The 13,434-nt window shown below is 40.5% G+C and carries 7 protein-coding genes; 6 read left to right on the top strand and 1 reads right to left on the bottom strand.

Annotated features, from left to right (window positions below):
• Positions 1–49 precede the first annotated feature (49 nt).
• The 6 genes from FDF36_RS17940 (at position 50) to FDF36_RS17965 (ending at position 11,583) form a co-directional block, all read left to right on the top strand.
• The gene (locus FDF36_RS17940; protein WP_122142216.1) at positions 50–1,015 is read left to right on the top strand and encodes a FecR family protein; all 966 of its coding nucleotides are present in this window, start codon (positions 50–52) and stop codon (positions 1,013–1,015) included.
• Between the two features lie 253 nt (positions 1,016–1,268).
• Positions 1,269–4,574: a TonB-dependent receptor gene (locus FDF36_RS17945; protein WP_259281477.1), complete on the top strand. Its 3,306-nt coding sequence runs from the start codon at positions 1,269–1,271 to the stop codon at positions 4,572–4,574.
• Entirely contained in the window at positions 4,574–6,283 is a 1,710-nt protein-coding gene (locus FDF36_RS17950) for a RagB/SusD family nutrient uptake outer membrane protein (protein ID WP_022012289.1), read from the top strand. Before FDF36_RS17945 ends, FDF36_RS17950 begins: the two co-directional genes overlap by 1 nt.
• A 28-nt stretch (positions 6,284–6,311) precedes the next feature.
• On the top strand, positions 6,312–6,773 hold the full coding sequence (locus tag FDF36_RS17955) for a DUF5018-related domain-containing protein (RefSeq protein ID WP_220392283.1): 462 nt from the start codon (positions 6,312–6,314) through the stop codon (positions 6,771–6,773).
• 124 nt (positions 6,774–6,897) lie between these two features.
• The gene (locus FDF36_RS17960; protein ID WP_220392284.1) at positions 6,898–9,558 is read left to right on the top strand and encodes a beta-galactosidase; all 2,661 of its coding nucleotides are present in this window, start codon (positions 6,898–6,900) and stop codon (positions 9,556–9,558) included.
• A gap of 183 nt (positions 9,559–9,741) precedes the next feature.
• Positions 9,742–11,583: an alpha-1,3-galactosidase-related protein gene (locus tag FDF36_RS17965; RefSeq protein WP_220392285.1), complete on the top strand. Its 1,842-nt coding sequence runs from the start codon at positions 9,742–9,744 to the stop codon at positions 11,581–11,583.
• A 130-nt stretch (positions 11,584–11,713) separates the two neighbouring features.
• On the opposite strand, the gene FDF36_RS17970 is transcribed toward FDF36_RS17965, so the two are convergent.
• Positions 11,714–13,330, bottom strand: a complete 1,617-nt coding sequence (locus FDF36_RS17970; protein WP_220392286.1) for a glycoside hydrolase family protein — start codon at positions 13,328–13,330, stop codon at positions 11,714–11,716.
• Positions 13,331–13,434: the final 104 nt, after the last annotated feature.

The raw sequence follows: 13,434 nt of genomic DNA on the forward strand, positions 1-13,434 counted from the left end.
TTGGCGGATTTTTTCTTTTGCTTCGTTTACCATATAGAACAGATGCAATATGAATAGTCAAATTATTAAATATTATGCAGGAGAACTCAGTAAGGAAGAACGAAAAGCCTTATTGCAGAAAGCCTTTTCCGATCAGGAATTGAAAAGCGAGATGATGAAGTATCAACATTTGCAATCGCTGATGAATCTTCATCCGCAGGAGAAAAACGAATTATTAGGTAGGGAGAGCCTAAAGTGCTTTATGGAAGCACGGCAGGCGGAAAAAAGGAAAAGATTGTTTTTTTATTTTTTACGTTATGCGGCAATTGTCTTTGTGTGCATCGTTTCCACTTGGTGGATTACTTTCTCGTTCGTCGGTACGGATATACTTCAGCCTGTTGTTGCCCAGGAATTATCGGTTCCGGCTGGACAGCGTGCGCATATCCTGCTGCCGGATGGGAGTAAGGTATGGGTCAATGCAGGCTCAACTCTTAGTTATCCGTCAGTGTTTGGTGACGAACGGCGTGTCAAACTGACTGGAGAAGCGTTTTTTGAGGTAGCGAAGGGGAATAAGCCTTTCATTGTATCGACAGGAAAGGTAGATGTAAAAGCACTTGGAACCCAGTTTAATGTATTTAATTATCCTAAAGAGGAGTTAGCGGTAGCTCTACTTGAAGGCTCTGTACGCATATACCGTCCCGAATGTGAGCGACAAGGGGTTATATTGAAGCCCAATCAGCAATTGACAGAGGATAATGGACGTTTTCTTATAAGTTCCATTGATAAGAATCCTATTATCTGGAAAGAAGGGCTCTATGCTTTTGATAAACAAAAACTGAAAGATATACTGAAAAAGCTGGAACTCTATTATGATGTGAGAATACTTGTCAAGAATCCTTCCATCCTTGAATATGAATACACCGGAAAATTTCGTCAACGTGATGGTGTGATGGAAGTCTTGCGCATCATCCAGAAAATTCATCCGTTCAAGATAGAACAGAAAGAAGATACGAATGAAATCATTTTATATCGTTAACCTTATTGTCGAACCTATAAAATCAAAGAAGATATGAAAACATAAAAGATTTTTCTTAATTATGTATGATCTTAATAAAGAAAGGTCGGCAGATGCGTCAACACCTGCCAACCCGGGTTATTAAGTAATACGTATTCCAAACCCTTTCAAAAATTCAGAAATTATTAACTTAATCGGAAACAAAGATATGAAAATAGAACCTTTGTTAGCACATCTTTTGTGCCTAAAAATACATAGTAGGACGTTAAATATTATGAAAGTAGCTGTGTTTATGATGTTTTTCTGCGTTTTCCAGTTGTTTGCCTCTAATGGCAAAGCGCAAAATGCAGTAATAGAACTATCCTCTAATTCTGTGACGGTAGAGACACTGTTTGCGGAGATAGAGAAACAGACGGATTATTTAGTGGTTTATAGTAGTCGTGAACTGGATGTGAAAACCAAAATCCTGTTTTCAAAGAAGAAGGCCAAAGTAAGCGAAATGCTGAACGAACTTTTGCGGAATACGAATCTGAAGTACGAGCATACTAATAATTACATCGTATTTTCCAAAAAGGTCAGCGAAGCTGATGTATCGCGGCAGACCGGAAGAAAAGTAACCGGAACGGTGGTGGACAATAATGGAGAAGCGGTTATTGGTGCCAGTGTACAAGAAAAAGGAACAACCAATGGAGTCATTACTGATATTGAAGGTAAATTTAGCTTGGAAGTAGCGGATAAAGCTTTGTTGACTGTCTCTTATATCGGCTATGTAAGCCAGACCGTGCCTGTGAATGGTAAAAATCATGTGATCATAAAATTGATGGAAGATACAAAGGTATTGGATGAAGTCATCGTGATCGGTTACGGTGAGACCTCGGCTAAAAAGATGGTGGCCGCCGTTACTGCCGTAAAGGGAGAAAAGTTACAAGATCTCCCGTTTGCCAATGTAACTTCCGTTTTGCAAGGACGTGCGACAGGCGTTATCGTTCAGAATTCGGGCGGCGAACCCGGAAGCGTTCCTTCCCTGTCTATCCGTGGTGGTGGAAAGCCATTATATGTCATTGATGGGGTAATCAGTACGGATGATTGGGAGTTTCAGACTTTGAATCCCAATGATATAGAGAGTCTGTCGGTTTTGAAAGATGCGGCTTCATTGGCGGTTTATGGTTCTCGGGCGGCCGATGGTATCATCATGGTTAAAACCAAGGAAGGAAGAAAAGGAAAAACTTCTATCGTATATACATTTAATGCGCAGTTTAGCCAACCGACGGTTCTGGCTGATAAAATAGATTCTTACACCTACGCTAATGCGCAAAATCAGGCGGCAATGTCCGATGGACATGGAGAATATCACACATATAGCAAAGAAGAGATGGATATTATCCGTAATCAGTCCGATCCTTTGAAATATCCCAATACAGACTGGTTTGATTTAGGGTTGAAGAACTTTGCGCCCGAGTACAGGCATTCTTTGTCGATGACAGGCAACCGTAAAGATATTAATTATTACATTTCATTGGGTACTTTTGAGCAAGGTAGTTTGTACAAGTCTGATGCACTGAACTATTCAAGATATAATTTGCGAAGTAACGTAAATACTACTTTTGAAGAAATTGGTCTTAAAGTGGCGGTAAATATTAATGCTGCATACGAAAAAAAGAAGTACCCTTCGTTTAGTGCCAATACCATCTGGGATCATTTAAATAATAAACAGCCGCTGGAGTTGGCGTATAATCAGGATGGAACCTTAAGCTCTATATCCGATCATCCTTTGATGGAGATGGACGAACGTTCGGGATATGATAAGAATGACGGGTTATATGTCAATACTCAGTTTGTTGCCGACTGGACGTTGCCTTGGGTGAAAGGTCTGTCACTCGGAACCATGTTGAACTATCGTTTGAACTCCAGCCATGTCAAGGGACTTTCAGCCCGTGCTCCCCAATATAATCAGGATGGAACATTGGTTGTTGTGACCAAGCCGTCATTGAAAGAAGAAGCTTACTTCGGAGATTCGTACAGTCTTGAGCTGAACGCAGCTTATACACAGACTTTTGCAGAGAAGCATACTATAGATGCGAAGGCTGTATTTACTGTATCCGAGAGTAATGGAAGCTACTTCTGGGCTTCACGCAAAGACTATCTGTCTGCCACTGTAGATCAGTTATTTGCCGGTTCAAGTGTTGGCATGCAAAATTCCGGTAATTCGGATGAAGGAGGACGTATGGGACTCGTCGGACGTTTGAAGTACGACTTTGACAGCCGGTATTATATTGAAGGAAGTTTCCGTTATGACGGGTCCGACAATTTTGCACCTGGGCATCGTTGGGGCTTCTTCCCTTCTGTTGCATTGGCTTGGGATATCACGGAAGAGCCGTTCTTTAAAAGTCTCAACCTGAAGAATATAAACCTTTTGAAACTGCGCGGCTCTTATGGCCAAACCGGAACAGAAGCGGGTGTAAACCGATTTGGCTATTTGTCAACTTACAGCTTGGCTGAAAACGCGATTTGCATTGGCGGCAATTTGCAATCCGGTTTCAATGAAGGGGCTTTGGTTTCACCGGAACTGTTAAGTTGGTATACCCGTAATTCTTTGAATTATGGCGTTGATGCCGCTTTCTTTAATCACCACCTGAAAGGTTCTGTCGATTATTTCTTTTATGTCACCAAAGGGGGACTGGTTAGTCCGGCAGACCGGTATGTAGTTCCCTTAGGAACGTCTCTTCCTCAAATAAAGTCGGAGAATGAACATCGTCGGGAAGGTTTTGAAGTCTCCTTGAGATGGGATGATAAGATAGGATCTGATTTCTATTACGAAGTTGGTACGAATATGACCTATTATAATAATCTGTACGTTAAAAACCAAGGTGAATCATTGTCTGATCTGAAAAATCCATACAAACGTAATACGCATCAGACAGATTACTATGGCATTATGTATATGAATAACGGACTGTATCAAACTCCGGAACAAGTACTCGGATTACCACGGAGATTGCAGTCTTCTGCTACTAAATTAGGTGATATTGCCTACGAAGATATTAATGGCGATGGTAAAATAGATGGAGAGGACCAGGTGCGTTGGGGAATGCCGACAGCTCCTCATTTCACTTACGGTTTCGATTTTATTTTGGGTTACAAAGGATTCACTTTGTCAGGATTGCTATATGGAACAGGAAAACGTAATATGGAATTTGGGGTCACGACTAAGAAAAATGAAGCTATATGGGTGCTGAATGATTATCAACTGGATTATTGGCGTGAAGACAATAGAGATGCCACTTTTCCCAGAATCTCTTTGGAGGCATCGGCCAATGGTTCGAACAATCAGGCTGCTTCTACTTTTTGGGTCAAGAACGCTTCATTCCTACGCTTGAAAAATTTGACGTTAGAATATGATTTTAAATATAAATTGTTGAGGAGGGTAAAATGGTTGAATACTTGTAGAGCCAATATTACGGGTACAAACTTGTTTACGATATCGGATGTCATGGATTATTTCGATCCGGAAACAGCCTCAACAAGTGGAGGCTATCCGGTGCAGCGTGTTTATTCTTTAGGTGTAACAATTGGATTTTAATGATTATGAAAAAGATAAATGTAATAATAGCGTTATCCCTTATTTTGGGATGTTCTGCTTGCAGTGATATTTTAGACAAAGGTCCGTTGGATAAGTTCTCGGAGAACGATGTATGGAGCAGTCCGCAACTGGCACAGGCTTTTTTGTATCCAACGCTGAACGATGCGACTGGAAAGCTGATCTGGGATGATAAATGGACGGATAATGATGTGATACAGGACGATGGCAACGCTTCGAACGTGAATAAGGAACAGATAGATCGTTATCATGATGCCGGATGGAATGTGTATGGGCAAATCCGTAAATGTAACCTGACCATTCAGAAGATGGAAGAAAATGAAACATTTATAGAACAAGACAGGAAATATCTGACAGCACAGGCAAAAATGTTGCGTGCTATGATCTATTTCACTCGTGCGCGCTTGTTCGGTAAATTAATGATTGTGGATCGGGTTCTTGATGCGGAGGAGAACATGGAACTGCCAAGAACAAATACGATTAAAGAGACTTATGATTTTATCCTTAAAGATTTGAGGGAGGCAGCACCTGACTTGCCTGTGTCATTGTCCAGCCAACAAGGTATGCTAAGCAGGGGAGCGGCTTATGCGTTGATTGCGGAAGTTGCGTTGCATGGGGCTGCCTACATTGAATCGGGACAAAATGAATATTATGCTACAGCAAAGAAAGCCAGTGAAGATCTTTTTGCCTTGGGCATATATGAATTGGATAAGAATTATGAAAAGCTTTTTAATGAGTTTGATTATGCGCTAAATTCGAATGAAGTTATCCTGGCTCAGTGGAGACATGAAAATAATACGACTTTTGCCGGGACGTGGATGCAATATCTAGTTCCTAACATCAGCAATGATAAATTAAAGGAGTTTGCCAATCCTAAACTTGTCGATAGCTTTGAAGGCTGGATCGGAATGTTTCCTTCTGTAGATTTAGTCAATGAATACGAAGTGGTAGATACGGATGGAAACGCAAAGAACTGGGATGAAAGTAGCTACTATAAAGAGTATCAACAGAATGGAGGATATGTATCAAAGGCGATATACCGGAATAGAGATAACCGTTTTTATGCCACTGTTGTACAGGACTCTTCCAAGTACTTCAATAGTCTGGTGACGATGCGTGAAAAGGGTAACTTGCATTGGGACAGTAAGACAGGCAGTGACTGGGGAACTGCATTGACGGGATATATCTATCGTAAAGGGGTATACACTGGTAGGAATTTATGGAATTCAGATCCGACTTACTATCATCAGATTGTTATGCGTCTGGGACGTTCTTACTTGAACTACGCTGAAGTGATGTTACGACTGAATGATATAGAAACGGCCATTGAATATGTCAATAAGACCCGTACAATTCATGGCGGCTTGCCGGCTCTTTCCAAAGATTTGTCCTTGAGTGAAGCTTGGGAGGCGTATAAACGCGAACGCAGGGTAGAATTGGTTCATGAGGGTGACCGTTACTGGAGCCTGCTGAGATGGGGAAAAGCGGATGGTAAAGAAACAATATCCGAACTAAATAAAACCCATCATTCGATCAGTATATCAGAGGATGGAAAAACATTTAAGATTATCCCATTGCCTTATCAGACTGTATTTAATGAACGTGTCTTTACAAAGAAAAGATACTTATATCCTGTTCCGGAAGGTGAAAGAGTAAATAATCCGTCATTAGACCAGAATGAGGGATGGTAATTTCAAATACAACAAAAAAAGTAAAGTTATGAAAACATTGTATCGCTATTTAGCATTGGCATTACTGATCGTATTAAATACTTCTTGTCTTAAGTCAGGTTTGGATGAACTTGAAACCTATGATCAAAATGATATTACCAACATCCGATTTGAATACAGATGGTGGGATGAAGCTACTCAAAGACTTCGTGTGATAGAGATGGGAGTGACAAAGACGATTGATACGAAAGCAAAAAAAATAGAATGTTCTATCAAAGTTCCCGAAGTGACGAGTGCTTTTACAGCTGGCATCAGGAATCAGGTTTCTTTGAGTACTTTATCCATTAATGTGGATGTGTCTACAGCCGCACGTATTAGTCCGGTAGGAGATGCTCCTGCAATGGGGACCTTTCCGGCAGACTTTTCCGCTAAAGAATTTATTTATAGCGTAACGGCTGGAAATGGTGACAAAGCAAATTGGACGATTAAAATTGAAGATTTCAGTAAATAAGACTTTCAAGCTATTTTAAATTGATTGTTTCGAACAGAAAAAGTATGAATGACTTTTTATCTGTTCGGAATAATCATTGTATGGAGAACATTATGATAATGGTAACTTATAAAAATATTGATTAATGAAAAAAGAAATACTATTCGTTCTATACTCTCTGATTATTGGAACTGCATCTGCACAATACAATATTGATTTAAGTAAGGTGGTTTCTCCCCCTATTAATTATCTGCAAATGGGGAATGCCGGTCCTGTCGGAAAAGAAATCCGCGTCAATAATTTATATATGGAAGAAGGGGGCATCCCACAGTTGCCGGTAATGGGAGAAATTCATTATAGCCGCATGGATTCAAGGTATTGGCGAGATGCATTGCTGAAAATGAAGGCATCTGGAGTTGATATTGTAGCTACTTATTGCCTTTGGTCATTGCACGAGGAATTTGAAGGGGAGTTATCATGGGAAGGCAATCTAAACCTTCGCCATTTTATAGAGCTTTGTAAAGAACTGGATATGAAAGTACATTTGCGTTTCGGACCTTATTGTAATGCAGAGATCAGAAACGGTGCCTTACCTGACTGGATTATAAATAATAAAAATCTCAAGGCACGTTCAAACGATCCTTTATATCTGGAATATTCACGTCGATGGTATCAGGCTGTGTATGATCAGGTGAAGGGACTTTTGTATAAAGACGGAGGCCCTATCATGGCTCTCCAGTTAGAAAATGAATACGTGAGAAAGGGGATGATCATTTCTCATCTGCTTAATTTAAAGAAAATGGCAGTGGAAATAGGGTTTGATGTACCGATTTATTCGATGACTCACTGGATGGATAGCGAATACCCGAAGGGGGAAATAGTACCTTATGCCGGTTTTTATATTGAGGCTCCCTGGACGGCTTCCGGAAAAAATGAGATCCCCACATCCAATTTTGAATATTTCACTTATAACCGGCTTTCGGATAACATAGGCACAGACATCATAAAAATAGAAGGGGAGGTGGAATCCTTGAGTGGAAAGAATAATGATTCTCCTTTCTTTACGTGTGAAGTAGGAGTGGGAACGACTGCTTTCTATCATCGTCGTGCGGTTGTACCCGAAGAAATGGCGGGAGAGAATATAAATTTACGCTTAGGGTGTGGAGCCAATATGATGGGGTATTACATGTATGTCGGTGGGACTAACCCAGTGGGGAAAATAAGCACGTATCAATCTTCCGGTCCCCGGGTGAGTTATGACTATCAGGCTCCCATACGCGAATTCGGGACATTGGGGACGGTGATGCAAGAGACTAAAAAATATAACTATTTTATGAATGATTTTGGTACATCGCTTGCTCCGGCCATAGCTTATTTACCTACCAGTAATCAAAATAGAGAGAATCTGCAATGGGCCGTTCGTTCAAATGGGAATGCCGGCTATTTGTTTTGCTCTAATTATTTATATAAAAACAGTAGGAAGGATTATAAGGATGTCCGGTTCACTATAAAGTTGAAAGATGAAACAGTACGCATACCACGTAAAAAAGTGACAGTTAAAAATGGCACTTATTTTCTCTGGCCTTTCAATCAGTATCTGAATGAGGTTTGGCTGAAGTATGCGACGACGCAACCTATCTGTTCTTTGAAAGATGGAGAGGACTGTACTTTCTTCTTTTTCGAGGATGACCAGATTCCGGCGGAGTATTTGATTGCAGATAAGAATGTCAAGAATATAGAAGTGAAGAATGCTGTTTTGAAGGAAGAGAAAGAGGGATATTTTATTGATCGAATTGTTCCAGGAAAAGAATGTATTATAAATATCACCAAGACAAATGGTTCTATGGTTCGTTTTGTTACGTTGACAGAAGAAGAATCAGACTATATCTGGAAAGGAACTGTGGCGGGGAAAGAGTTTGTAGCGATAACTCATGCTTCATTAGTTTATGATAAAAGTAAAATTACCTTAATTGGAGACTCGTCCCAAGCAGATATATGGATGTTTAAAAAAGGTTGTTTCAAACAACAAACCTTCCAGTCGAAGCCCCGTCACCTACGTGCGGCATACAGCTCTGTCGCTCCTATGGCAAGGGGAAAATGGATTTGCCCGTCAAGCGGCGATAAGGTGAAACGCGAGTTCACAGTCCATACATTCTCAACAGTTCAAAAGGCTTATTTACGTTATGTTTCGTTTGCCCCCGCCCACTGCATCTTAAACGGGAAGAAAATAGAAGCCAATACAATGGGCGGATATAAACGGGCTGATGTTACTGCACTCATCCAGAAAGGAAAGAATACAATAGAGTTTTCTACCTCTGGTAAAGGAGTAGTGGGTGAGATTGAAATTCTGCTGCAAAACGGTGAGCGGATTATTTGGAATACGGATGCTACCTGGTTGTCTGCGGCCGATAATAAGCCCGTGCGAATTCTTTTCGGACAAGAGAAACCTTTGGCTTTTGCACCCGAAGAACATTTGGCCGTTTATGAAGTCAAAGCACCGGTACCTCTATGTGGTGACGAGGAAACACGGATGTATCTTTCTTATAAAGGAGATGTGGCCAATGCGTATTTGAACGGAAAACTCGTCGCTGATTCTTATTATGACGGAACCGATTGGATTATCAGTTTGAACCGTCTGAAAGAGGGTGTTGATGTGAACCCATTAGTGATTCGTATAGACGGGTTGAAATCGGCGGATGAGCAAATTTATTTTGAGAAAAACGTAGATCCTGCTGAATGTGTAATTCCTGTTCTGTCAGATATCCGGGTGAATCAGGAATATAGATTCGAATTGGAGATGGATTAACCGCCATCCTTGGAGGTTCATAGATCTTTAGGACTTTGTAGATTGAGTGTCTGTCTTCTGCGAAAAGTTCTAAAGATCTCTCTGAAACCACAGGTTGCTTATTCGCTGTTTTAGATAATGATGTGAGTATGCAAAGTATTCGAAAGGAATGAAAATATTACCAATAAATCGCAATAACTGATTATGAGCATAGAGAGAATACTGCTTTGCCTTATTTTTGCCTTTCTTGTCCATTTATCCAAAGCACAATGCACAGATACAATTTACATATCCGATTTCGGGCTAAAACCATATTCATACGAGAATAGTGTTGCCCAACTTCAGGCTGCGATTGAGGCTTGTAAGCAGAAAGGGGCGAAGGTGCTGTCCTTTTCAAAAGGGAGATATGATATATGGCCGGAAGGAGCTGTCCGAAAAGAATTTTATATCTCGAATACATCTACAGAAAAAGAGTGTCCTTCTAAAATTAAAACGATCGGACTATTGTTTAATAAGATGCGAAACCTGAAGGTAGAAGGTAACGGAGCTTTATTGATGTTTCATGGGAAAATGACTACAATCGTACTGGATAGCTGTCAGGATGTTACCTTAGAAGGATTGTCCGTTGACTTTGAACGTCCGGCAGGCTCTGAATTACATTATGAGTATGTGAGTGAAAATTATGTGGACGTTTCTGTACATCGTGATACTAAGTATGAAATAGTTAATGGGAAATTGAACCTTTATGGTGAGGGGTGGAAATCTAACAAAAATCATTGTATCGAATATGACGGGCAAACAGAAACCTGCCATTATAGCCAGGGGTGGAAGGTTTTATCCAACTTACATGCGCAAGAGATAGTTGCAGGGCGAGTTAGGTTTACTACTTTGCCCGGTTTCCAACCGAAGCAAGGCAATACATTGACGATTCGTGATGTGATCCGTGATCAGGTCGGTATGTTTATCCATCGAAGTAAGAATGTGGTTCTGAAGGATATGCGAATGCATTATATGCATGGTCTGGGGATAATAAGCCAGTATTCTGATAACATAACAATGTGTAGGGTAAAGTGTATGCCCGAACCCAAATCAGGAAGATTGTTGGCTGCTTCAGCGGATATGATGCACTTTTCCGGGTGCAGAGGGAGGCTTCTAATTGACAGCTGTTACTTTGCAGGCGCTCAGGATGACGCGATCAATATACATGGAACCAACCTGAAAGTAGTTGAGAAAGTTAGTTCCAATACATTGAATATGCGGTTCTCGCATGGACAAAGTTATGGGTTTCAAGCATATTTCACGGGAGATACGGTTGCTTTTGTGAAGGCGACTACCATGGAACGGCTTTCAACAGCATCTGTACATTCGGTTAAGCGCTTGTCGGACCGTATTTGGCAGGTTAAGTTCGACCGGGAGGTTCCTGAATGGTTGGAAATAAATCATGATTGTGTAGAGAACCTGACTTATACTCCTTCTGTGGAAATCCGGAATAATTACTTTACTCGAACCAGTACAAGAGGAACGTTGGTCACAACGCCACGCAAAGTCGTGATTGAAAAAAATACTTATTATAAGGTCGGTATGAGTGCTATTCTGATAGAAGGTGATGCAGAAGGGTGGTTTGAGTCGGGGCCCGTCAATGATGTGCTGATCAGAGAGAATACATTTGTAGACTGTGCTTATAATGGAGGACCGGGAAATGCCGTGATTGCGATTAATCCGTCTAATTCTGTCATCAATGCCAACCGGCCTGTCCATAAGAATATCCGGATAGAAAATAATCTTTTTAAGAGTTTTAATACTCCTTTGTTGTTTGCAAAAAGTACGGAAGGTATTTTATTTGCGAATAATACGGTCGAACGTACCATGCAATTGAGGTTTTCTGCTAAAAATGATATTATGTTTTATTTAAATGGATGTAAAGACGTTACTATCCGGAATGTGATTTGCAAAGAAGGTGTCTCAAACAAAGAGATTTATATTGATAACATGAAAAGGGCATATGTGAAGAAGCCTGTCGGCATGAATATACGTATAGCTAAATAATTGTCGGTTGTTCGCGGATAAATAAAGGCTAAATGTATAATTTAGTTTATGTCATTTAGCCTTTGTTTACTATAAAGATATGTATTCGTTTGATTGTATAGTAATTCGTGTGTTGCTATTCTGCTGTTTTCTATTTAAAGCTGCTACAACTCACTTCTATTCCATTAACATAAATGAGAACTTTATACTGCGTATTATTTTTCAAAGTTTGAGTAACATTTTTAATTGATAAGGTTGTTTTCTCGTAAGGATGAAGAGCTTTTACCTTGATATTTTTTAAGCAGATGTTATCGCTTGATATTTCTAATATTGCAGGTTCGGAGGATGATAAGCCAAAATTCTGTATTTCTATCTGAAGTGTTTCTGTCTCTTTGTCATATATTGGACGTCGTGTGGAGAGCAAAGCCGGTTCGTAATTTACAAATGGCATCCGGGCGTAACCGTAAATCATATTTCCATTTTTGTCCGTTCCTATTATTTTGGGTGCAAATTCCTCTGAGTTTATGCCGGTGTCTTTCATTTTGAATACAACAATCAGGTCATTTCCTACATGTTTTGTTTTAACTGGTCTGGCTCCACGCCCGAAATTCACTTCGGTATATGAACCGAATCGTAGTGATTTTACATCTACATCTGTTTGAGGAGCAAATCCCTCTTCTGCTAAAATTCTCACTTCAATGTTGCGGGTTGATGGAGTTATTTTCTTTTTGTTGAGAATGGAAAGCCTCATTCCTTTATTTAATGGGATGCAGATATTTTTAGAACTGTGCTTGTCGTTCGGTAAATCATTCCATTTGATAGTGTCGATCACTGCAAAATTCATTTGAGTGGCTCGGCCATATTGGTCTTGAAGCACTTTGGGGCGTTCATACTTGAACCACCTCTCTACTTTTCCGTCCTTATGAAAGGAGATTCCCGGCATATAGGCTTCGCCCTGTTCTGTCACCCAATTCACGCCATCTTTTGAGCGTTGGTAGAATGCAATCCTCCCCAACCAGTCGTTTACAATCAGATGATACTGAAGTTCATCTTTCCACACCACGGGATCTTCGAATCTTCCTTCGACAGCCGGGTATATTCGTTTGTCCGTCAATTGATGATAGGTTGAAAGGCCGTCTTTGCTGATCCATACACCTCCACCGCGGCACACCATCAGGTATGAGCCATCCGATCTGCGGGCAAAAGTCAAATTGGAAAGCCCCTCTATAATTTTCCTATCACGAGAATCAAAATTGAAATGACCGAATATCCATTTCGATGCATCTTCTCTATCTGCGATGTAATAACCGTCTATTGTATAAACCACTATTCGTCCATCTTTTAGGCGGAAAGCTTCGGGGTTATGTCCTTTACCGATTGAATCTTGTATTTTGAAAGGACCGGTTGGCCTGTCGCTTACAGCACGGAATACGGTGGAATTAGGCCAAAACATATGCCCCTTAGGAGAAGACTCCGGCCATCCGCACACATATAAATGATATTTTCCTTCGGCATCCCGCAAGATGTTTCCACCCCAGAAAGATAAATCGGCATCTTCTATCCCATTATCAACATATCTGTTACGTACCTCATCCGTCCCCCATATATTTTCTGCTTGAGTCCCATTGGGCATAGGCAAAAAGCGATCCATGAAGCGTGCTCCTTTTGCCAGATGTTGCCATTCTGTAGGACGTTCGCGTTCCATAACTTGAGATGTAGCGGAGGCAAAAAAGCAACTCACGATCACGAATGCCAAAAATCTATTCATAGTAAAATGGATTTGCAGAAATATCATAATTTATTTTGTTGGATATTTAGATACAAAAGTAAGGTTGAAAATTATATCATAAAATGGATGAAAGTTATAAAAGC

This window comes from Bacteroides fragilis, assembly GCF_019583405.1.
GTDB classification, from domain to species: Bacteria; Bacteroidota; Bacteroidia; order Bacteroidales; family Bacteroidaceae; genus Bacteroides; species Bacteroides fragilis_B.

Coding starts and splice junctions, on each gene's coding strand:
- FDF36_RS17940 (WP_122142216.1), top strand. CDS start 50: ATGAATAGTCAAATTATTAAATATTATGCAGGAGAACTCAGTAAGGAA.
- FDF36_RS17945 (WP_259281477.1), top strand. CDS start 1,269: ATGAAAGTAGCTGTGTTTATGATGTTTTTCTGCGTTTTCCAGTTGTTT.
- FDF36_RS17950 (WP_022012289.1), top strand. CDS start 4,574: ATGATTATGAAAAAGATAAATGTAATAATAGCGTTATCCCTTATTTTG.
- FDF36_RS17955 (WP_220392283.1), top strand. CDS start 6,312: ATGAAAACATTGTATCGCTATTTAGCATTGGCATTACTGATCGTATTA.
- FDF36_RS17960 (WP_220392284.1), top strand. CDS start 6,898: ATGAAAAAAGAAATACTATTCGTTCTATACTCTCTGATTATTGGAACT.
- FDF36_RS17965 (WP_220392285.1), top strand. CDS start 9,742: ATGAGCATAGAGAGAATACTGCTTTGCCTTATTTTTGCCTTTCTTGTC.
- FDF36_RS17970 (WP_220392286.1), bottom strand. CDS start 13,330: ATGAATAGATTTTTGGCATTCGTGATCGTGAGTTGCTTTTTTGCCTCC.